This is a genomic window from Sulfitobacter sp. TBRI5 (genome assembly GCF_051013555.1).
Taxonomy (GTDB): domain Bacteria; phylum Pseudomonadota; class Alphaproteobacteria; order Rhodobacterales; family Rhodobacteraceae; genus JL08.
Map to the genome: position 1 here is coordinate 404,871 of NZ_CP112884.1, position 20,426 is coordinate 425,296.

Genomic DNA, 20,426 nt, shown 5'->3' on the forward strand with positions numbered 1-20,426 from the left:
TGAAGGAATGGTGTGGCGATCCCATCAGGACTCGAACCTGAAACCCTCTGCTTAGAAGGCAGATGCTCTATCCAGTTGAGCTATGGGACCGTTGGCCCCTTACTGCGACAAAGCCACCCGGCGATCAAGCCCCAAGGGGCTAATGGGTCCACGCGCCACGCCGACCGGTTGCAAAATTCTCGCCGTAACCGCCGGGGCGGATGTTGGGTTTGCGTTTTTTGGGTTCGAACACCTGCGCGTCGATGCCATGTTCGCGGGCATATTCCAGCGCAGCCTCTTTCGTGGGGAAATTCAGCCGCACCTGGCTTTGAGTGTCCGAGGACGATGTCCAGCCCATCAACGGGTCGACTTCGCGCGCGGATGCAGGTGCAAATTCAAGCACCCAGCCTTTGGTTTTCGCAGTGCCCGATGACATGGCCGTCCGGGCGGGCTGAAAGATACGTGCGCGCATCGCAAACTCCGTTTTTTGCGTGCCTTACATATGGGCAATTTGTGGGGGCTGGGCAAGGTCCGTTTTGCCGCGCATGGTGTGCAATCGGCATTTGCCGATGCGCCCTGCCCCGGCATTGCCGCTACATTCTGTGGGCAGGGACGTGTATTTGGGGCTTGAACCTTGGGCGAAACACCACAACCTTAGTGGTTCTGAACCGGAGCGCCCCATGTCCACGTCCCAACCTGAAACCGCCCTGCCGATGATGCATGCCCCTGCCCCCGATGTGCGCACCCGCGCCAAGCTTGAGGGCGGCATTCCCTTGCGCATGCAGACAGAGTTTTCCGCCGCGGGCGACCAGCCCACTGCCATCGCCGAACTGACCCAGGGCGTTAAAAACGGCGAGCGTGATCAGGTGCTGTTGGGGGCCACTGGTACAGGCAAGACCTTTACCATGGCCAAGGTGATCGAAGAAACCCAGCGCCCCGCGATCATACTGGCCCCGAACAAGACGCTGGCGGCCCAGCTATACGGTGAATTCAAAAGCTTCTTTCCCGACAACGCGGTCGAATATTTTGTCAGCTTTTATGATTATTACCAGCCCGAAGCCTATGTGGCGCGGTCTGACACCTATATCGAGAAGGAAAGCCAGATCAACGAACAGATCGACCGGATGCGCCACTCGGCCACCCGCGCCCTGCTGGAACGCGATGATGTGATCATCGTGGCGTCGGTGTCGTGCATCTATGGCATCGGGTCGGTCGAAACCTATGGCGCGATGACGCAGGATCTGAAGGTGGGCGGCGCCTATAACCAGCGGCAGGTGATCGCCGATCTGGTGGCGCAACAGTACAAGCGCAACGATGCTGCGTTCCAGCGCGGATCGTTTCGGGTGCGCGGCGATGCGCTGGAGATTTTCCCCGCCCACCTGGAAGACCGCGCCTGGCGGCTGTCGTTCTTTGGCGACGAGTTGGAAAGCATCACGGAATTCGACCCGCTGACCGGCGAAAAAACCGATACGTTCGACCAGATCCGCGTTTATGCCAATTCGCATTACGTCACGCCGAAACCGACGATGCAGCAGGCCATTGTCAATATCAAGGCAGAGTTGAAAACCCGGCTGGACCAGTTGGTGAACGACGGCAAGCTGCTTGAGGCGCAGCGGCTGGAACAGCGCACGAATTTCGATCTGGAAATGCTGGAAGCGACCGGCGTGTGCAACGGGATCGAAAACTATTCGCGCTACCTGACCGGGCGCGCGCCGGGCGAGCCGCCCCCAACCCTGTTTGAATTCATCCCCGACAACGCGATTGTGTTCGCAGATGAATCCCATGTGTCCGTGCCCCAGATCGGCGGCATGTACAAAGGCGATTACCGGCGCAAGTTCACGCTGGCCGAACACGGGTTCCGTCTGCCGTCCTGCATGGACAACCGTCCGCTGAAATTCGAGGAATGGGATGCGATGCGCCCGCAATCGGTGTTCGTGTCGGCCACCCCCGCCAAATGGGAAATCGAACAGACCGGTGGTGTGTTCACCGAACAGGTGATCCGCCCCACCGGCCTGCTTGACCCGCAGGTCGAAATCCGCCCTGTCGACATGCAGGTCGATGATCTGCTGGAGGAGGTGCGAAAGGTGGCCGCCGACGGGTATCGCACGCTTGTCACCACCCTGACCAAACGCATGGCCGAAGACCTGACCGAATATATGCACGAACAGGGCATTCGGGTGAGGTACATGCACAGCGATATCGACACGATCGAACGGATCGAGATTCTGCGCGATCTGCGTCTTGGGGCGTTTGACGTGCTGGTGGGTATCAACCTGCTGCGCGAGGGGCTGGATATCCCCGAATGCGGGCTGGTCGCCATTCTGGACGCGGACAAGGAGGGCTTCCTGCGCTCTGAAACATCGCTGATCCAGACCATCGGGCGCGCCGCGCGCAACGCCGAAGGGCGGGTGATCATGTATGCCGATCGCATCACCGGCAGCATGGAACGCGCGCTGGCTGAAACCGACCGCCGCCGCGCCAAGCAGATTGCCTATAACGAAGAACACGGCATCACGCCGACCACGATCAAGAAAAACGTCGAGGACGTGATGAAGGGCCTTTACAAGGGCGATGTCGACATGAACCGCGTCACCGCCAGGATTGAAAACCCGCTGGCGGGCGGCAATCTTCAGGCCGTACTGGACGGGCTGCGCACCGACATGCGCAAGGCCGCCGAAAACCTTGAATTCGAAGAGGCCGCGCGCCTGCGCGACGAGGTGAAGCGGCTGGAAGCGGTCGATCTGGCAATTGCTGACGATCCCCTGGCGCGCCAGTCCGCCATCGAAGCCGCGGGCGAGGCCGCAGTGGGCACCCGAGGTCGCAGCACCATGGGCCGCGGCGGCATGCGGGGTGGCGTGAAACGACGGGGGAAGAGGTAATTGGTCAGGAGCGATTGTTTTGTTCCCCCAACTTTACTCCTTCCCCTTCTGACCTAACTCCGTCCCATGCGCCTCATTCTAACCCTTCTGTTCCTCGCGGCGATGCCCGCCCATGCGTGGCAGGCCACGACGGACGGTCGGCTTTGCGTTCTGACCCACAGCGAAGCGCAGGGCGATGTGCGGCTGACCTATGATCCGGCGGGGCCGGCCTATTCGATCACGTTGCGCCGCCCTGCCCCGTGGCCCGATGCACCGGTGTTAGCGCTGCGCTTTGACGGGCCGCGCGGATTGACGAGCACCACCGACAGGCATGTCATGGCCGATGCGAACACATCTCTGACAGTCACGGATCGCGGCTTTGGCAATGTTCTGAACGGGCTGGAATTCAACGATGAGGCCACCGCCCTGATCGGCGATCAGACCACGCGTTTTCCGCTAAAGGGGGCCGCACCCGAAGTGCGCATATTCCGCGATTGCACTGTTGCGGGGTTGGTCTAGGGTAACCTGACCGGTTGCGCAGCAATCCCATCGACCCAACAGCAAGAGGCCCCGTATGATTGATTTATCCGCTTTTGGCGATCTGGCATCCGTGGATGTCGGCGCGTTCGAACCCAAACCCACAACGCTGACGCCGGGCCAGACCGAAGCGGCGGCGAACCTGTGGGCCTCGGCAGACGGGAAAACCAATATCGGCGTGTGGGAATGTACGCCGGGCGAGTTTACCGCCGACCGCACCGCATCGGCCGAATATTGTCACATCCTGTCTGGTTCCGTGACCGTGATAGGCGACAATGGCGGCGCGCAGCAAAGTGTTGGTGCCGGCGGGCTGCTGATCCTGCCACTGGGCTGGACCGGCAAATGGATCGTGCACGAACATGTGCGCAAAACCTATGTTATCGTTGCCCGCTGACGGGCCGGATCAGCCATTATTCACATAGCCGATGAAATACCCCGGCCCTTTCGGACCGGGGTAAACCGTACCAGGTACGTCTGCATGCACATCGTTGTTCCCCGGCTCACAACAGGTCACGATCCGAACGTCCACGCAGGTGCATATAATTTCCATGCACGTCCTTGCGCCGATTGATAAATATCAATCCCGAACGCATTTTCTTGCCGTCCGGTTCTATCTGACCACATGCACCGCGCATTGGGCATGGCGCACAACGCGTGCGGCAGTGCTGCCCAGCAGGTAATCCTGCATTTCGGGCCGGTGCGAGGCGATGATGATCAGGTCGGAACCGTCTTTTTCGGCAAAGTCCAGAATGGTGCGGCCGGAATGGCCTTCTACCACCCGGCCCACGGCGCCGGGTACTTGCGATGCCAGTTTTTCCATCTCTGCATCCAGCGCATCGCGGGTGCCTTTCAGAAAATCTTCGGTCAGATAGGACAATGCGTAGGACGGCACATGTTCGATGACATGCAGCAATGTCACTTTTGCATCGGGCGACGACAAAAGCTTGGCCAGCTTCAGCGGCGCGGATTTGTCACGCTCGTGATCAAAGGCAATCGGTACAAGAATGTTGTGATACATGGGTTTTCCCTCCTGAGTTTTTTCCACTCTGACATGCTTTGAGACAAGTTGCATTGATGCATGTCAGGTTTGCAACAGGCCAGTGCGCACGCCATTCGCGTAAACCTTTCATTAACCCTGCTTAAGCAGGGTGCGCTTGGAGGGTTCGATGGATCGCATCTTGATTTGCATATGGGGTTGCCTGCTGTGCGTTTATTTTACGCCTGCACATGCCGGTGCCTGGTTGCAGGATCAGGGGCGCACGTTTCTTGCCGCGTCCAGTACAACGCGGCTGACACGGGACGGGCTGACGGCGCAGGGCGAAGGCGCAGTCTACGGCGAACACGGGCTGAGCAAGACACTGACATTCGGGGCTGATGTGAATGTCACGGCGGATTCGTATGGTCATGCCATCGGCTTTTTGCGCCGCCCGATCGGGCCGCAGACGAAACCGGTGCGTCTGGCCTATGAAGCGGGGGCGGGCGCACGGCGGGTGAACGGCGAATGGGACCCGGTTGTCAGACTGGGCCTGTCATTCGGGCACGGCATTACGCGCCCTGTTGGATATGGCTGGTTCGGGCTGGACAGTTCGGTCGAAATCGGGACGACGCAGGGCGATCTGTCCGCCAAACTGGATGCCACACTGGGCCTGCCTTTGTCGGCGCGGTTGCTGACCCTTGTTCAGATCGAAACAACCCACTGGCCCGACAATACCTCTGTGGTTGCGATTACCCCGTCGCTGCTGTGGGAATTTCGGGCCGACCGTTTCGTGAAACTGGGGATCGAAGCGCGCAGCGCACAGACCGACACGCTGGGCCTGCGCATCGGGTTCTGGCACGAATTCTGAACGGGGCGGACGTTACAGCCCACCCCGGACCATTCAATTATCGATGCGCACCGTAACCGTCGCATCCCCGCGCACCGCCTGCGGCCATAGCAGATGCACCTGATCGGAATTTGCGCCGTTTTGCACCGTTGTGTAGGGCATTGCAAACTGCTGTTCCCCGGCCGCATTGCGGATTTTGCCATCTGCCACAACAGCATCCACCGTCCGCGCCCACGCCCCGAAGGGCAGTTGCCCGTCCGGATCAATCACCCATGTCTGTGCCTCGGTGATCTGCGCATGTTTGATCCGCAAAGGGTTGGAAACCTGACGCGAAACCGAATGAAACGAATTTGCGCTGAACGTGATGTTCTTCATGCGCGTGTAATCCAGATCGGCAAAGCTGGTATCAACCCGTTCGGCCCGGTCGATCGTGCCGTTGATCGTGCGGAACCTGTTGCCGGTAATTGTCACACCACTTAAAAAATGGCCGATGCCGTGCGGTTTCACCACGATATAGCTGAACCATGGCGCGACATCGCCAGAGAGGAATATATTGTCGGAAATACTCAGCGCACTGAACGAAAACGCTGAATTGAATTCCGGCGCCGCGTCCTGTTCGTTGGTCCATTCGATAAAGCAGTTATCGATGTAGTTTCCCGAAACGATACTGCTGCAATGGGAGTTCGCAATCACAAGGCCGGCGGTGCGCACCCCGTTGGGCACGCTGTCACCCTGAAAGAAGTGATTGCCAAGGATCAGGGAATTGCTGCCTGCAACGACCGCGAAATGCCGGAATTTCGTGGCCCGGCAATCGCGCAGCTTGATGTCGTTGGCATTGTTTTCAGTGCGATGGTTATCCGGTCGGCCACATCAAGCGCATCCTCGGATGACCGGAACTGGCAGCGGTCGATCTTCATTCCCTGACAGCCACCGCCGATTGATGTGATCCCGCGGTCCTTGGGGCGCGAGAAAAAGCAGTCTCGTACCTGAAAGATCAGACCGCTCGGGGCCAGCATCACCGCGCTGCACCGGTTGTTGCACTGGAACTCTATATCGGACAGGCTGAATTTGCTCAGCTGGCTGAAGCCGCTGAAATCCAGCAAGTACTTGAAGCGCTTGAATGTAAATACCTGCGTTCCCGCCGCATCATACAGGGGCGCGTTCAACGTCACCTCTTGTGTCGCGACGTTCTTGTCCAGCACGTAGACTTCACGCCCGACGCCAAATCCATCGACCAAGGCACCCACAGGCACGTTCGCCACATCGACGACCCCGGTCAAGACACGCGGATCTGCTGGCGTATAGGTCGCTTGCGACGTAACCGTTTCCGTATCCCACGAAGCACCGGGCGCGGCCTCGAACTGGCCGTTCCGGATCACCCGGCGCGTGGCATAGCTGGTGCGGTTGGGAACCGCCGCCTTCATGTCGATCGGTGCCGTCACATTGATCTTGCGCCCGCCCAGATCAAGCGATTCATGATCCGCATTGTTCAGCAGCGCCTGAAACGCCTTGCGAAAGGCCAGTTCCTCATCACCGAACGCATCGATATAGGTTGGCAGATCGAAATTCCGCGTCAGAACAAACAGCTTGTCCGCCGCCATGCTGACCGTACCCTGAAACCGGACCGAGGATTCAAATGTAACGCTGTCCCCCAGAAAATACGTTCCTTTCGATACCAGAACGGCACGCCCGTTGGCGGCGGCATCCGCAGCTTCAAACGCGGCGCTGTCATCGGTGATCCCGTCACCCACCGCGCCATGATCGCGCACATCGACCAGCCCCAGCATATCGCGCAGGAACACCGACGTGACATCGGTGATTTCGATATCGTCAATCCGCACGACACCTCCATTTGCACCGGTCAGGTCCAGCCCGAAATGCCCATAGATCGGCTGTGTGCCCCACACCATGTCAACGCCAGTGCGCGCACCGGAACCGACGATCGCCGACACTTCCACAATCTTGCCATATGTGTTTAGCGCCACGGTAGGCGCGGTCTGAACGACGGCTGGCACATGGGCGCCGCCGGCACCACCGGCCCACGCTGCTATGCGCACAGAAGGAAACGCCCCGCTTATCGCTTTGACGCGCGCCTTGATTTGCAGATAGCACCCCGGCAAAAGGGGCGTTTCGCCGCTATAGCGCAGCTTTTGTACCGCATCGCTTTTCAGAAGTTCCAGACACCCGCCAAAGTCTTGGTCGGCTGGCACAAACGCGGCGTTGCCCGACGCGTCATAAGTGTTTGACCCTGGCGTGCCATCCCCGCTTGACCATGTATCAAGCCCGCCTGCAAAGGCAGGCGGCATCAGCAATATCCCGTCGGTGATAGCCTTGTTCATCAAAATCCCTTTCCTTCGTTCTAATCCGGGCGATCCCGGCGCACGAAAAGGGAAGTATCGACAGGTTGTTAAGAAGCGTTCACAGCACCGTCACGGTGGGCACATGCGGTGCGGATCAGACATTGGCTTCGGGTTGCGCCAGTATCTGCACCCCGTTGATCTTCCAGCCAGATTCAGATTTCTGCATCCGGTAATCCAGCACATGTACCGCGCCATCCGCATCTGTGATCATAACCTTTTGCCACAGCTCGCCCGAAATTTCGCGCAGTTCCAAATACCTTACATCGGCCGGGCGCCACACCATCGGATAGCCCTGGCTGACCATGCGCCCGAAATTTTCGGGGGTCTGGAACAATTGCTGGATCGTCGGGCTGGCAAAGGTGAACGCCTGCGCAAAATCATCCGCCTTGAACGCGGTTATCTGGTTGGAAATCGTGGCCTCGATCTCGCTGCTTTGGGCGGACGCGCTGGCCCCCGTCCCAAGGATCAAAGCCAGTGCCAAAATCAACGAACGCATTTTCAAACCCTCCTGTCTGTGAACAAAAGGATAGGCGCGTTTGCCCTTAGGTCAATTTTCCGGCCAGGGCGTCATCAATCAGCGCAATGGTTTCGTCCACGCCGTAAAGCGCGATAAATCCGCCAAAGCGTGGCCCCTGACTGGCGCCCAGTAACACTTCGTAAAGCGCGGTAAACCAGTCGCGCAGCGGATCAAACCGTTCGCGCCCGCAGGCAAACACCAGTGATTGCAACGCCTCGGCATCCAGCCCGCCTTCCCAGGTTTTCAACTGGTCGCGCAAATCCTCCAGTGCTTCGCGCTCCAGATCACTGGGCATCCGGTAGGTTTTGGCCGGTTTCACGAAATCATTGTAATAACGCACCGCATAGCCTGCCGCCGCGTCCAGATCGGCATGGGTTTCAGGCGCGGCCTCGGGTGCGTAGCGCTGGATGAACCCCCAAAGCTGATCCTTGTTGTCCGCATTCGCAACCGCGGCAAGGTTCAGCAACATGGAATAAGGCACCACCATGTGCGATTCAGGCACATCGCCGCCGTGGATGTGCCAGACAGGATTGTTCAGCTGCGCCTTCACGTCTTGCGTCGGATAGGCCCGCAATTGCTGGTGATATTCATCCATGGCCTTGGGGATCACATCGAAATGCATCCTTTTGGCTGTCTTGGGTTTCTGATACATGAAATAGGACAGGCTTTCGGTGGACGCATAGGTCAGCCATTCGTCGATCGACACGCCATTTCCCGAGGTTTTCGAGATTTTCTGGCCGTTTTCATCTAGGAACAGCTCATATGTGAAATGTTCCGGCGCCTTGACCCCCAGAATTTCGCAGATGCTGTCATAGATCGGCGTATTTGTGGAATGGTCCTTGCCATACATCTCGAAATCCACACCCAGCGCCGCCCAGCGCGCACCGAAATCCGGCTTCCATTGCAACTTGACGTGCCCGCCTGTCACCGGCAGGGTCATCTCGCTTCCATCCTCGTCGTTGAACGTGATCGTTCCCGCATCTGCATCCACCGATGTCAGTGGCACATACATCACGCGGCCCGTCTCGGGGTGGATCGGCAGGAAAATCGAATAAGTCTGCTGGCGCTCTTCGCGCAGGGATTTCAGCATCACGGCCATGATATCGTCATAGCGCTGCGCCGCACGCAACAGCACCTCGTCAAACTGGCCCGACCGGTAGAATTCGGTCGCGCTGATGAAATCGTATTCAAACCCGAACGTATCCAGGAACCGGCGCAACATGGCGTTGTTGTGATGGCCAAAGCTTTCGAATTCACCGAACGGATCAGGCACCGAAGTCAGTGGTTTTTGCGTGTGCGGTGCCAGCATTTCAGGGTTCGGCACATTGCCCGGAATTTTGCGCATCCCGTCCAGATCATCGGAAAAACAGATCAGTTTCGTCGGAATATCACTGATCACTTCAAAGGCGCGGCGCACCATCGTGGTGCGCGCGACCTCTCCGAATGTGCCGATATGGGGCAATCCGGACGGGCCATAACCGGTCTCGAACAGCACAAAACCTTTCTCTGGCGGGGTTTTGGCATAGCGTTTGACCAGTTTGCGCGCTTCTTCAAACGGCCACGCTTTGGACTGAAGTGCAGCTTGACGAAGCTCTGACATACCCATCTCCGGAATTGCCCCGGCGCCCAATGCGCACAGGTCCGACGCTACCTATTGCCCATTCGGGTGCGCGTCAATATTCTGCGCTGCAACACAGCTTTGCCAAAGGACGGCCCCCTTGCCCAATGAAATACCCCACGCGCTAAGCGCACAAGACAGCCTTGTCGCCCTGATGATCGCGGTTTCTGCCTCGGATGAGGACATTCGCACCGCCGAACTGGTCAAGATCCAGTCTGCGGTGAATATGCTGCCGGTCTTTGCCAGCTATGATGTAGACCGCATGAACACGATTGCGCAGATCGTTTTCGACCTGTTCGAACAAGAGGACGGGCTGGATGCTCTGTTCGGCCTGATCCGCGAAAGCCTGCCCGAACGCCTGTTTGAAACCGCATATGCGCTGGCCTGCGATGTCGCCGCCGCAGACGGAACGCTGGCCGAACCCGAATTGCGTCTGCTGGAAGAAATTCGCTACGAGTTGAACATCGACCGCCTGCACGCTGCGGCCATCGAACGCGGGGCCCGCGCGCGCCATTTGACCTGACGCCGCACATGGCGGGCGCGGATACTCGTATTGTTGGCAAATAGAAGCGGCCAGTGCGCCCTCCCGTGGGCCGTCCACAGGCATATGTGGTGCTTAATCCGTTGGGAGGGGCGACTTGCCTTCTTCTTGCACGGTCATCGGCTCGGCAGCCTGTACCGCGGACCCATTAGACCCGGTCAGGGTTAAAGAACCGTTGCGCGTGCTTTCTTTTTGCCAAAAATACGGACATTCCGGCGGTCCGACCCCGCGCCACACCTTTTCCTTCGCGCCGTCCTTCGCTAGATGATCCTCCACACGAACAAGGATCATGATCATGGCGATGGAAAAAACCTTTGATGCGGCGCAGGCCGAAGACCGGCTGTATCAGGCATGGGAAGCCGCCGGATGCTTCAAGGCCGGGGCCAACGCCAAGCCGGGCGCATCCGCCTATTGCATCATGATCCCGCCGCCCAACGTGACCGGCAGCCTGCACATGGGCCATGCGTTCAACAACACCTTGCAGGATATCCTTGTGCGCTGGCACCGGATGCGCGGGTTCGACACGCTGTGGCAGCCGGGAACGGATCATGCTGGCATCGCCACCCAGATGGTCACCGAACGCGATATGGCCGCCAACGGGGAACCAACGCGCGCAGAAATGGGCCGCGACGCATTCGTGCGCCGCGTGTGGCAGCAAAAAATCGCCTCGCGCGGGACAATCATCGGGCAGCTCAAACGTCTTGGTGCCTCCTGTGACTGGTCGCGCGAGGCATTTACAATGTCCGGCGCCGACAGCGCGCCCGATGGCGAAGACGGCAATTTCCACGACGCCGTGATCAAGGTTTTCGTGGATATGTACAACAAGGGCCTGATCTATCGCGGCAAGCGTCTGGTCAACTGGGACCCGAAGTTCGAAACCGCGATTTCCGATCTCGAGGTCGAAAACATCGAAGTTGCGGGCCATATGTGGCATTTCAAATACCCGCTGGCCAATGGCGCAACCTATGAATACGTGGAAAAGGACGAAGACGGTAACGTCACCCTACGCGAGACACGCGACTATATCTCGATCGCGACGACACGCCCTGAAACCATGCTGGGTGACGGGGCTGTTGCGGTGCATCCGTCGGATGAACGCTATGCCCCGATCGTGGGCAAACTGTGCGAAATTCCCGTCGGTCCCAAGGAACACCGCCGCCTGATCCCGATCATCACCGATGAGTATCCGGACCCTGATTTCGGTTCCGGCGCGGTCAAGATCACCGGCGCGCATGATTTCAACGATTATCAGGTGGCAAAGCGCGGGAACATCCCGATGTACAACCTGATGGATACCCGCGCCCACATGCGCAGCGATGGCAAACCCTATGCCGAGGAAGCTGCTGTGGCGCAGGCCATTGCCAATGGCGAAAAGGGCTTTGACGAGGCGATGATCGCCGCAATGAACCTTGTGCCCGACGAATACCGCGGCCTTGACCGGTTCGAGGCGCGCAAGCGTGTCGTCGCCGATATCACGGCCGAAGGTCTGGCCGTGATGGTGCCTGCCCCACCCAATGACGAGGGCGAGGTCTGTTTTGATGGCGGCATGATGCCCTACGTCGAAAGCAAACCGATCATGCAGCCGTTTGGCGACCGCTCCAAGGTGGTGATCGAACCGCTGCTGACCGATCAGTGGTTTGTGGACACAGACAAGATCGTCGGCCCCGCGCTGGACGCGGTGCGCAACGGCGACACCAAAATCCTGCCCGAGCGGGAAGAAAAGGTCTATTTCCACTGGCTCGACAATATCGAACCCTGGTGCATTTCCCGCCAGCTGTGGTGGGGGCACCAGATTCCGGTGTGGTTTGATGCGGACGGCAACCAGTATTGCGCACCAACCGGGGCCGAAGCGAAGGCGATGGCCGGGGACGGTGTGAAACTTACCCGCGACCCCGACGTCCTCGATACGTGGTTCTCCTCCGGCCTCTGGCCCATCGGTACGCTGGGCTGGCCCGAAGACACGCCAGAGCTCAGGAAATACTTTCCGACCTCTGATCTGATCACCGGCACCGACATCCTGTTCTTCTGGGTGGCGCGGATGATGATGATGCAGCTTTCAGTCGTGAACCAAGTGCCGTTCAAAACCGTTTATCTGCACGGCCTTGTCCGCGACGCCAAGGGCAAGAAGATGTCCAAATCCACCGGCAACGTGGTTGATCCGCTGGACCTGATCGACGAATACGGCGCCGATGCGCTGCGTTTTACCAATGCAGCCATGGCCAGCCTTGGCGGTGCTCTCAAACTGGATACGCAACGGATCGCGGGCTATCGCAATTTTGGCACCAAGCTGTGGAACGCCATGCGCTTTGCCGAAATGAACGAAGTGTTTGGCGCGCCCGCCACCACCCTGCCCCAACCGCAGCACACGCTGAACAAATGGATCATGGGCGAGGTCGCAAAAGTCCGCCAGGAGGTGGACGCCGCGCTCGAGACCTATCGTTTCAACGATGCCGCCAGCGCACTTTACGTTTTTGTCTGGGGCAAGGTCTGCGACTGGTATGTCGAATTTTCCAAGCCGTTGTTGCAGGACGATGACGCGGCCAAGGCCGAAACGCAGGAAACCATGAAATGGGTGCTGGACCAGTGCCTGATCCTGCTGCACCCGATCATGCCGTTCATCACCGAAAAACTCTGGGGTGTCTCGGGCGAGCGCGACAAGATGCTGATCCACGCCGACTGGCCGGCCTACACGACCGCCGATCTGGTCGATCGGGCCGCAGATCACGAGATGAACTGGGTCATCGGCCTGATCGAAAGCATCCGGTCGGCGCGCGCGCAGATGCATGTGCCTGCGGGGCTCAAGGTTCCGATGCTGTTCAGCGATCTGGACGCGAACGGACAGACAGCTTGGGCGCAAAACGAAATCCTGATCAAACGGCTTGCCCGCGTCGACAGCCTGACCAAAGTCGACAGCTTTCCCAAGGGCTGCGTGACAATCGCGGCCGAAGGCGGCAGCTTTGGCCTGCCTCTGGCCGATATCATCGACATCAACGAAGAAAAGGCGCGGCTGCAAAAGACGCTGGATAAGCTTGGCAAGGAACTGGGCGGATTGCGCGGGCGTCTGAACAACCCGAAATTCGCCGCCTCTGCCCCGCCCGAGGTGGTCGAGGAAACCCGCGCCAATCTGGCCGCAAGGGAAGAGGAAGACGCCACATTGAAAGAGGCGCTTGCCCGTCTGGAAGAGCTGGGCTGACCCTTCATTTGTCCGGAAATACTCCTGCCGGAGGCACGCTGATGCCGTCCAGTATGCCTATTTAAAAACCGGCGCTCGCCCTTGCATCTGGGCGGCGATCACTTCCATCTGATCCGGTTTGCCGATCAGGTTGATCTGCACGCGGCTTTCTTCCAGCAACAGGGCTGCATCATCCAGTGTTTCACCGGATGTGATCAGCGCCTTGGCCGTGCGGATGGCAGACGGGCTTTTGCCCGCAATCTCGGCCGCCAGATCCTGCGCCGCCTGCACCGGATCATCGGCGATTTCCGTCACCAGCCCCCAGGCCAGCGCCTGTTCGGCGCTTACCGGCGCGGCGGTATAGGTCAGCTTGCGGATCACATCGCTGCGCGTCAGCCGGGGCAGCAGCACCATCCCCCCCATATCAGGGATCAGGCCCCATTTCATTTCCATCACGGCAAGGGATGTAGCCGGTGCCGCAATCCGGATATCCGCGCCCAGCGCCAGCTGGAACCCTGCGCCATAAACGGCACCATGCAGTGCGGCGATCACCGGCACCGGCACCTTGCGCCAGATCATTGCCACTTCCTGAAACAGGTTTGTGTCGCCATGGGTGCGCGCCATGACGGTTGCATCCATATCCATCTGCGCCATGGCCGCAAAGCTGCTGATATCCAGACCGGCGCAAAACGCGGCCCCGTCGCCCGACAGTACAACCGCGCGCGCATCCGAGGCTGCAACCTCCTGCCCTGCCGCGACGATGGCTTCCATCATTTCAATGTCCATCGCGTTTCGCTTGTCCGCGCGCGACAGGCGCACATGGGCGATATGATCAGAATAGGTGACAGCAACACGGCTCATTTTCATCATCCTTCAATGGGTCGCGGCATCACAGCCGATTGCCGCGATAAAATCCAGTCAGACGTTGGGGCAATAAATGCCGGGTCTGGTGCGCAGCTACCGCTTGAACCTGTGCGCGCGCTGCGCTTAATCTGGCGCATGAGCCATACCCGCTATACCAGACTTGCCCAATCGCTGCCGGCATCGGTTCCCTTTGTCGGGCCGGAAACTCAGGAACGTGCGCGCAAGACACCGTTTGCCGCCCGTCTGGGGGCCAATGAATGTGTCTTTGGCCCATCGCCACTGGCCATAAAGGCAATGCAGGAGGCCGTACCCGATGTGTGGATGTACGGCGATCCGGAAAGCTATGACTTGCGCGCGGCACTGGCAGCATTTCACGGCACGCGCATGGATAATATCGTTGTCGGCGAAGGCATTGACGGCCTGCTGGGCTATCTGGCCCGCCTGATGATCGAACCGGGCGATTGTGTGGTTACGTCTGACGGGGCCTATCCCACCTTCAATTATCACGTCGCGGGGTTTGGCGGTGTGCTGCACAAGGTGCCCTATCGCGACGATCACGAAGATCTGGCCGCCCTGATTGCCCGCGCGCATGATGTCGATGCGAAACTGATCTATTTTGCCAATCCCGATAATCCGATGGGCACATGGTACAGCGGCGCGGATATCCGTGCCGCTCTCGACAGCCTGCCGCAGGGATGCATTCTGGTGCTGGACGAGGCCTATGTGGAATGTGCCCCCGCCGGTGTTGCGGCGCAGGTTGATCCTCATGATCCCCGCGTCATCACGATGCGCACGTTTTCAAAAGGCTACGGCATGGCCGGTGCACGGGTTGGCTATGCGATTGGCGCGCCTGATCTGATCCGTTCATTTGACAAGATCAGAAACCATTTCGGCATGAACAGGATATCTCAGGCCGGTGCGCTGGCCGCCCTGGCGGATCAGGCATGGCTGGCGCAGGTGACATCCGAAATTGAAACAGCACGTGCGCGCATTGGCAAGATTGCCGCCGATAACGGTCTGAAAACACTAACTTCCGCCACCAATTTCGTCACGATCGATTGCGGTGCCGACGGGATTTTTGCCAAGGCCGTGCTTGACGGTCTGATCGCACAGGACATCTTTGTGCGTATGCCTTTTGCCGAACCACAAAACAGATGCATCCGCATCAGTTGCGGACAAAAGGCAGATATTGACCTATTTGCCGCCGCCTTGCCCAAGGCGCTTGACCATGCCCGGAGCGATTAGATGTTTACGGTATGTTCACGCTCCATCCGGTAGGGTTGGATCCGTATGACGAATTGGTGTGACAAACTGACGAGTGAGATGACAATGCATGAAAACCACAGCAAACCGGTGGCAGATTACAAATCCACCTGCCTGATCATGGGATTGATCAACCTGTTATGGATATTCGGCGCGCTTTGGGCCATTTACGGCCTGCCGGTGGTTCTGGTTCTGGCTGCCGCGCTGAACCACCTGATCACACGGCTTGATCTGAAACTGGCCAGAGCGCAGTATTACGGCCCGCGCTGACCGGCGATAACATCTGCCGCAGCATCCAGTGCGCCGCTTCCGTGGGGAATTTTCAAGGCCCGCAGACCTGCCTGAATACCGCCCAGCGCACCCAGAATCATGTGGCCGTTCACGTGCCCCATATGGCCCAGCCGGAAAAATCCGTGCCATGCCCGATCACCCGATGGCGCCATTCCCAGGCCCATGCCCAGCGTCAGCCCGATTTCTTTTTGTGCCCAGGCGCGCAGCTTCGTTCCGTAAGGCGGGTCAATCCGGAGGGCCGTGACCGCATGGCTGCGATACGCCGGATCGGCCGCATTCATTCTAAGCGATCCCTCGCGCCCCCATGCATCAAAGGCGGCCCAAACCGCGTGCGCCAGAATCGCGTGGCGGTCCCACACGTTTTCCAGCCCCTCGTTGCCGATCATGTCCAGCGCGGCGCGCAGACCATAAAGATGGTGTGTGGGGGCCGTGCCACCAAAATACTGATAATAGAATTCCGGATCGGCGCGCGGGGTCCAATCCCAGTAATTGCTGACGCGTTTCAGACTGGCGCGTGCCCTTTTGGCCCTGTCATTGAAAAACACAAACCCCAAACCCGCCGGTGTCATCAGCCCTTTCTGGCAGGCCGCAACCATTATATCGACGCCCCAGTCATCCATTTCGAACAGGTCACAGCCCAACGATGCGATGCAATCCGCCATCAGCAAGGCAGGATGATCCAGCGCATCCAGTGCGGCCCTGATGGCTGCGGGATCGTTTCGGATACCGGTGGATGTATCCACATGCACCGCCAGCACCGCCTTGATCTTGTGCGCGGTGTCTTGCGCCAGAACTTCGCTTATACGGTCAATGTCAAACGGCGATTGCTTGCCGAATTCCAGTATCTCGCAGTCTATACCAAGGGCGGCGGCCATGTTGGCCCAACTGTGCGCAAACTGCCCCGAGGACGGCACCAGCACCTTGTCACCTTCTTGCAATGTGTTGACCAGTGCGGCCTCCCAGGCGGCGTGACCGTTGCCGATATAGATCGCAACCGAATGATCCGTGCGCGCGACAGCCTTCAGATCAGGGATCAGAGTCGCTGTCAGATCGATCAATTCGCCCTCGTAAATATTGGGCGAAGATCGATGCATGGCCCGCAATACGGCATCCGGAATCACGGAAGGGCCCGGAATGGCAAGATAGTCACGCCCGTGCGACAGGTTGGGTGTCTTGGCCATGTGTGTGAAATCCTTGGTGTTTTGCGCCAGCTTAGCGCAGCACTACGCGGCGTCAACATCCCGCTTTGTCTTGCGCAGGCACATCCCCCGCATTAGAAGCACGCGAATGAAAAACGCAGGTCCAGACAAAGACGGAGCGGGTATGATCAGCAGGGCCCGTGCCCATCTGACCAAGGCCAAGCACCAGCTGCGCCAGTCCGCGATGGAGGATTTGACCGTTCCGGCCAACCGGCGGCGGGCTCTGCTGCATTTCCAGCTTCACGATCACGCCAGTCTGCGCCTGCTCTGGTCGAATTTCGCCACTGTCGCGCCGGGCGTATTTCGGGCCAACCATCCGGACCGGCGGCGGCTGGAGAAATATGCGGCGCGCGGAATTAAAACCATCATCAATCTGCGCGGAGCATCGCATACGCCGCATTACGCGTTCGAGGCCGAAGCCTGCCGCGATCTGGGCCTGACCCTGATCGACAATGAAATGACCGCCCGCAGCGCGCCAAGCCGAGAAAGCATTTTGTCGCTGATCCGGATTTTCCGCGACACACCCAAACCCTATCTGATGCACTGCAAATCCGGCGCAGACAGGTCGTCTCTGGCGGCTGCGATCTATCTGCTTGTATTCTGCGGGGCCAGCGTGGCCGAGGCCCGCAAACAGTTCGGTCTTCGCTTTATTCACTTCAAATGGACCAGGACCGGTGTTCTGGATCACATTCTGGATCGGTACGAGGCCGCAAATGCGGCAAATCCGATCCCCTTTGAAGACTGGGTCGAAACCGCCTATGATCCTGATGAAATCCAGGCGTCTTTCGACCGGCGCAGAAAGGCGTTCCCAAGATGAGCGATCCGTCCTATTCGTCCAAGCACCTGTTGGGCTGGATCTGGCGCGATTATCTGCGCAAACACTGGCCGATTTTGTTGGTTGCCGTCGTGTTCATGTTTCTGGAAGGCTCCACCCTCGGGGCCATCAGCTACATGCTGCAACCAATGTTCGATCAGGTCTTTATTGGTGGAAATTCCGGCGCGTTGTGGTGGGTCGGAGTTGCCATTCTAGTGATTTTTTCGATCCGTGCGATCGCCGGTCTGGTGCAAAAGGTCCTGCTGACCCGCGTTGCACAACTGACCGCGGCGGATATCCGGGTTGATCTGTTGAACCACATGATGAAACAGGATGGCGCCTTTCACCAGACACACCCGCCCGGTTACCTGATCCAACGGGTGCAGTCAGACGTGAACGCCGTTAACGATGTGTGGCGCGCCATCATTACAGGGGCCGGGCGGGATGTGGTGGCACTGATCGTTCTGATGGGGGTTGCCATCAGCGTTGACTGGAAATGGGCCATCATGGCCTGTATCGGCACGCCCCTGCTGATCGCGCCTGCCGCTTTGGCCCAAAAATATGTACGCGCGCAGGCGCGACAGGCCCGTGATCTGGGCGCAACCCTGTCCACACGTCTGGACGAGGTGTTTCACGGTATCGTGCCGATCAAACTGAACGCATTGGAAGCCTATCAGACGCGGAAGTACCGTGATCTGACAGGGCGTTTTATCGATACCGAAGTGCGCGCCGCCTTTGGCAGCGCCGCAATTCCCGGCATGGTGGATATCATGGCCGGCGTCGGGTTTCTGGCCGTGATGGTCTTTGGCGGTTCCGAAATTATTTCCGGCGAAAAGACCGTGGGCCAGTTCATGACCTTTTTCACGGCCATGGGCCTTGCCTTTGATCCGATCCGCCGTCTGGGGGCCATCAGCGGGCTTTGGCAGGTTGCGGCGGCCGCGATCGAACGGATAAAGGAACTGATCGATTCACCGCTGCGCCTGAAATCACCGGCCCGTCCGGTGGCCGCCCCCACCGGCACACCGGGCATCAAAATAACCAAAGCTGATTTGTCCTATGGCGACACACAGGTGCTGCACAGCCTGTCGATGACAGCCGAAGCCGGCAAGACAACCGCCCTTGTCGGGGCATCAGGTGCCGGCAAGTCGACCATTTTCAATCTGCTGACACGGCTGGTCGATCCACAAAACGGCGATGTGCTGATCGGTGGTGTCTCTGTCAAATCGATGAAAATGCAGGACTTGCGCAGTCTGTTTTCCGTCGTCAGCCAAGAGGCGCTGCTATTTGACGACAGTTTGCGCGAAAACATCTTGCTGGGGCGCACCGATGTCAGCGACGCGCATCTGAAGAAAGTGCTTGATGCCGCTCATGTGTCCGATTTCCTGGACAAACTGCCCAATGGTCTGGACACCCATGTGGGCCCGCGCGGGTCTGCACTTTCGGGCGGACAACGACAGCGTGTCGTGATCGCCCGCGCCCTGTTGCGCGATACGCCGATACTGCTGCTGGACGAAGCAACCAGCGCGCTGGATGCCCAATCGGAAGCGGTGGTTCAAGCCGCGCTTGACCGGTTGTCGGACGGGCGGACCACTTTGGTGATCGCCCACCGGCTTAGTACCGTGATCAACGCGGACAAGATCATCGTGATGGATCGCGGGCACGTCGTGGATGCGGGAACCCACCAAGAACTGCTGTCGCGCGGGGGCATCTATGCCGATCTTTACCGCCTGCAATACAAAGATGGGAAAACCGTCAGCGAACACCCCGGAGCCACGACTCTGACGGTAAAAAGTACCGAAACGCCGAAAGCGCAGGAAAACTGGATTGGAAAGCTGCGGCAGTTGTTCGCCTGAACCTAACGGCGATAGGCTGCGGCCAGTTTTGCGGGGTCTGCGCCAAGGCGATAGCGCAGCAGCGTCCATAAATTGCGCGCGCCACGCCGCAGCCAGCCTTGGGCCTGATACCGGGCCGCACTGGTAACGGCCACTGCCGCCAGCATCTGCATTCGACCGGACAAGGCCCGCGCCAGCGCAACGTCTTCCATCAGCGGCTGGTCGGGGTACCCGCCCGCGGCATCATACATCGCGCGGGGTATCAACAACCCCTGATCCCCGTAGGGCAGATCAAACAAACGCGACCGCAGATTTGCCCATGCCGCCACCCACGCCGCCATCGGGCCGCGTACATCAAAGCGCAGCTTGAAATAACCCGCCTGTTCGCTGGCCAGATGCGCCTGCGCCACATCGCTCCACCCGGCCTGCAAAACCGTATCGGCGTGTAACACCATCAACCAGTCGCCCTGCGCCTGCGCGCAGCCCCGGCGCAATTGCGCACCGCGCGATGCTGCCCCTGTGATCACTTCGGCCCCGGCCGAGCGCGCCAGCGCACAGGTCGCATCTTTTGATCCGCCATCGGACACGATCAATTCGCGGATCAATCCAGCCTGCACGCCTTCCATCAGGCCAGCCAGACACGCGGGAAGCACATCTTCGACATCCAGTGTCAGAATGATCACAGAAATCGGGGCGCGCACCTGTCTGATCCTTTGTTCTTGGCCACAATGCACCCTATATGTGTTCGGCGATATCAA

Annotated in this window: 18 protein-coding genes, 1 tRNA gene and 1 pseudogene; 10 read left to right on the forward strand and 10 right to left on the reverse strand. The window is 59.0% G+C overall.

The window, feature by feature from the left end; translation table 11 throughout:
- Positions 1-13: 13 nt before the first annotated feature.
- Positions 14-90, reverse strand: a tRNA-Arg gene (locus tag OLX72_RS02125).
- Positions 91-139: 49 nt separating this feature from the next.
- Positions 140-451: an ETC complex I subunit gene (locus OLX72_RS02130; protein ID WP_114869065.1), complete on the reverse strand. Its 312-nt coding sequence runs from the start codon at positions 449-451 to the stop codon at positions 140-142.
- A 208-nt stretch (positions 452-659) separates the two neighbouring features.
- On the opposite strand from OLX72_RS02130, the gene uvrB reads away from it, so the two are divergent.
- From uvrB to OLX72_RS02145, 3 genes are all read left to right on the forward strand, one after another.
- Positions 660-2,858, forward strand: coding sequence for an excinuclease ABC subunit UvrB (gene uvrB / locus OLX72_RS02135; protein ID WP_433989683.1), 2,199 nt, complete (start codon positions 660-662; stop codon positions 2,856-2,858).
- Between the two features lie 66 nt (positions 2,859-2,924).
- Positions 2,925-3,356, forward strand: a complete 432-nt coding sequence (locus OLX72_RS02140) for a hypothetical protein (RefSeq protein WP_433989684.1) — start codon at positions 2,925-2,927, stop codon at positions 3,354-3,356.
- 55 nt (positions 3,357-3,411) lie between these two features.
- On the forward strand, positions 3,412-3,768 hold the full coding sequence (locus tag OLX72_RS02145) for a cupin domain-containing protein (RefSeq protein WP_114869062.1): 357 nt from the start codon (positions 3,412-3,414) through the stop codon (positions 3,766-3,768).
- A 216-nt stretch (positions 3,769-3,984) separates the two neighbouring features.
- On the opposite strand, the gene OLX72_RS02150 is transcribed toward OLX72_RS02145, so the two are convergent.
- A complete protein-coding gene (locus OLX72_RS02150; RefSeq protein ID WP_114869061.1) occupies positions 3,985-4,392 on the reverse strand; it encodes a universal stress protein in 408 nt (135 codons plus the stop codon).
- A gap of 148 nt (positions 4,393-4,540) precedes the next feature.
- On the opposite strand from OLX72_RS02150, the gene OLX72_RS02155 reads away from it, so the two are divergent.
- Complete coding sequence (locus OLX72_RS02155) at positions 4,541-5,218, forward strand: hypothetical protein (RefSeq protein ID WP_433989685.1); 678 nt, start codon at positions 4,541-4,543, stop codon at positions 5,216-5,218.
- Between the two features lie 33 nt (positions 5,219-5,251).
- Here the strand turns inward: OLX72_RS02155 and OLX72_RS02160 are convergent.
- The 3 genes and pseudogenes from OLX72_RS02160 to OLX72_RS02170 all read right to left on the reverse strand — a co-directional run bounded on the left by OLX72_RS02160 (position 5,252) and on the right by OLX72_RS02170 (position 9,674).
- Positions 5,252-7,536 (reverse strand): annotated as a pseudogene (locus tag OLX72_RS02160) (glycosyl hydrolase family 28-related protein).
- A 115-nt stretch (positions 7,537-7,651) separates the two neighbouring features.
- Positions 7,652-8,053: a DUF4864 domain-containing protein gene (locus OLX72_RS02165; protein WP_114869058.1), complete on the reverse strand. Its 402-nt coding sequence runs from the start codon at positions 8,051-8,053 to the stop codon at positions 7,652-7,654.
- 46 nt (positions 8,054-8,099) lie between these two features.
- Positions 8,100-9,674 carry a lysine--tRNA ligase gene (locus tag OLX72_RS02170; protein WP_114872086.1) on the reverse strand — a complete coding sequence of 525 codons (1,575 nt, stop codon included), beginning with the start codon at positions 9,672-9,674 and terminating at the stop codon, positions 8,100-8,102.
- A 172-nt stretch (positions 9,675-9,846) separates the two neighbouring features.
- Between OLX72_RS02170 and OLX72_RS02175 the strand changes: the two genes are divergently transcribed.
- Positions 9,847-10,215 (forward strand): tellurite resistance TerB family protein, encoded by a 369-nt coding sequence (locus tag OLX72_RS02175; protein ID WP_254684774.1) that lies wholly within the window; start codon positions 9,847-9,849, stop codon positions 10,213-10,215.
- A gap of 93 nt (positions 10,216-10,308) precedes the next feature.
- On the opposite strand, the gene OLX72_RS02180 is transcribed toward OLX72_RS02175, so the two are convergent.
- On the reverse strand, positions 10,309-10,530 hold the full coding sequence (locus tag OLX72_RS02180) for a hypothetical protein (protein WP_114869056.1): 222 nt from the start codon (positions 10,528-10,530) through the stop codon (positions 10,309-10,311).
- Here OLX72_RS02180 and OLX72_RS02185 point away from each other — a divergent pair.
- Complete coding sequence (locus tag OLX72_RS02185; protein WP_433989686.1) at positions 10,529-13,426, forward strand: valine--tRNA ligase; 2,898 nt, start codon at positions 10,529-10,531, stop codon at positions 13,424-13,426. The two genes, OLX72_RS02180 and OLX72_RS02185, sit on opposite strands and share 2 nt — an antisense overlap.
- A 57-nt stretch (positions 13,427-13,483) precedes the next feature.
- Here the strand turns inward: OLX72_RS02185 and OLX72_RS02190 are convergent, their stop codons facing one another.
- A complete protein-coding gene (locus OLX72_RS02190; RefSeq protein WP_114872084.1) occupies positions 13,484-14,266 on the reverse strand; it encodes a crotonase/enoyl-CoA hydratase family protein in 783 nt (260 codons plus the stop codon).
- 138 nt (positions 14,267-14,404) lie between these two features.
- Here OLX72_RS02190 and OLX72_RS02195 point away from each other — a divergent pair, with 138 nt between their 5' ends.
- Together OLX72_RS02195 and OLX72_RS02200 are read left to right on the forward strand one after the other, a co-directional pair.
- The gene (locus OLX72_RS02195; protein WP_433989687.1) at positions 14,405-15,514 is read left to right on the forward strand and encodes a pyridoxal phosphate-dependent aminotransferase; all 1,110 of its coding nucleotides are present in this window, start codon (positions 14,405-14,407) and stop codon (positions 15,512-15,514) included.
- Between the two features lie 84 nt (positions 15,515-15,598).
- Complete coding sequence (locus OLX72_RS02200; RefSeq protein WP_114872082.1) at positions 15,599-15,802, forward strand: histidinol phosphate aminotransferase; 204 nt, start codon at positions 15,599-15,601, stop codon at positions 15,800-15,802.
- Here OLX72_RS02200 and OLX72_RS02205 read toward each other — a convergent pair.
- Positions 15,787-17,004, reverse strand: a complete 1,218-nt coding sequence (locus OLX72_RS02205; RefSeq protein ID WP_433989688.1) for a pyridoxal-phosphate-dependent aminotransferase family protein — start codon at positions 17,002-17,004, stop codon at positions 15,787-15,789. The two genes, OLX72_RS02200 and OLX72_RS02205, sit on opposite strands and share 16 nt — an antisense overlap.
- 142 nt (positions 17,005-17,146) lie before the next feature.
- On the opposite strand from OLX72_RS02205, the gene OLX72_RS02210 reads away from it, so the two are divergent.
- Together OLX72_RS02210 and OLX72_RS02215 are read left to right on the forward strand one after the other, a co-directional pair.
- Positions 17,147-17,839, forward strand: a complete 693-nt coding sequence (locus OLX72_RS02210) for a fused DSP-PTPase phosphatase/NAD kinase-like protein (RefSeq protein WP_114872081.1) — start codon at positions 17,147-17,149, stop codon at positions 17,837-17,839.
- Complete coding sequence (locus OLX72_RS02215) at positions 17,836-19,689, forward strand: ABC transporter ATP-binding protein (protein WP_433989689.1); 1,854 nt, start codon at positions 17,836-17,838, stop codon at positions 19,687-19,689. The genes OLX72_RS02210 and OLX72_RS02215 overlap by 4 nt, the downstream gene beginning before the upstream one ends.
- A 2-nt stretch (positions 19,690-19,691) precedes the next feature.
- Here the strand turns inward: OLX72_RS02215 and OLX72_RS02220 are convergent, their stop codons facing one another.
- Complete coding sequence (locus tag OLX72_RS02220; protein WP_433989690.1) at positions 19,692-20,369, reverse strand: TIGR04283 family arsenosugar biosynthesis glycosyltransferase; 678 nt, start codon at positions 20,367-20,369, stop codon at positions 19,692-19,694.
- Between the last annotated feature and the right edge of the window lie 57 nt (positions 20,370-20,426).

Excerpts from the sequence above, each read along its gene's own strand:
- OLX72_RS02210 (WP_114872081.1), top strand. The coding sequence starts at position 17,147 with ATGATCAGCAGGGCCCGTGCCCATCTGACCAAGGCCAAGCACCAGCTG.
- OLX72_RS02185 (WP_433989686.1), top strand. The coding sequence starts at position 10,529 with ATGGCGATGGAAAAAACCTTTGATGCGGCGCAGGCCGAAGACCGGCTG.
- OLX72_RS02190 (WP_114872084.1), bottom strand. The coding sequence starts at position 14,266 with ATGAGCCGTGTTGCTGTCACCTATTCTGATCATATCGCCCATGTGCGC.
- OLX72_RS02175 (WP_254684774.1), top strand. The coding sequence starts at position 9,847 with ATGATCGCGGTTTCTGCCTCGGATGAGGACATTCGCACCGCCGAACTG.
- OLX72_RS02145 (WP_114869062.1), top strand. The coding sequence starts at position 3,412 with ATGATTGATTTATCCGCTTTTGGCGATCTGGCATCCGTGGATGTCGGC.
- OLX72_RS02215 (WP_433989689.1), top strand. The coding sequence starts at position 17,836 with ATGAGCGATCCGTCCTATTCGTCCAAGCACCTGTTGGGCTGGATCTGG.
- OLX72_RS02130 (WP_114869065.1), bottom strand. The coding sequence starts at position 451 with ATGCGCGCACGTATCTTTCAGCCCGCCCGGACGGCCATGTCATCGGGC.
- OLX72_RS02195 (WP_433989687.1), top strand. The coding sequence starts at position 14,405 with ATGAGCCATACCCGCTATACCAGACTTGCCCAATCGCTGCCGGCATCG.
- OLX72_RS02150 (WP_114869061.1), bottom strand. The coding sequence starts at position 4,392 with ATGTATCACAACATTCTTGTACCGATTGCCTTTGATCACGAGCGTGAC.
- OLX72_RS02170 (WP_114872086.1), bottom strand. The coding sequence starts at position 9,674 with ATGTCAGAGCTTCGTCAAGCTGCACTTCAGTCCAAAGCGTGGCCGTTT.
- OLX72_RS02165 (WP_114869058.1), bottom strand. The coding sequence starts at position 8,053 with ATGCGTTCGTTGATTTTGGCACTGGCTTTGATCCTTGGGACGGGGGCC.
- OLX72_RS02200 (WP_114872082.1), top strand. The coding sequence starts at position 15,599 with ATGCATGAAAACCACAGCAAACCGGTGGCAGATTACAAATCCACCTGC.
- uvrB (WP_433989683.1), top strand. The coding sequence starts at position 660 with ATGTCCACGTCCCAACCTGAAACCGCCCTGCCGATGATGCATGCCCCT.
- OLX72_RS02140 (WP_433989684.1), top strand. The coding sequence starts at position 2,925 with ATGCGCCTCATTCTAACCCTTCTGTTCCTCGCGGCGATGCCCGCCCAT.
- OLX72_RS02155 (WP_433989685.1), top strand. The coding sequence starts at position 4,541 with ATGGATCGCATCTTGATTTGCATATGGGGTTGCCTGCTGTGCGTTTAT.
- OLX72_RS02180 (WP_114869056.1), bottom strand. The coding sequence starts at position 10,530 with ATGATCATGATCCTTGTTCGTGTGGAGGATCATCTAGCGAAGGACGGC.
- OLX72_RS02205 (WP_433989688.1), bottom strand. The coding sequence starts at position 17,004 with ATGGCCAAGACACCCAACCTGTCGCACGGGCGTGACTATCTTGCCATT.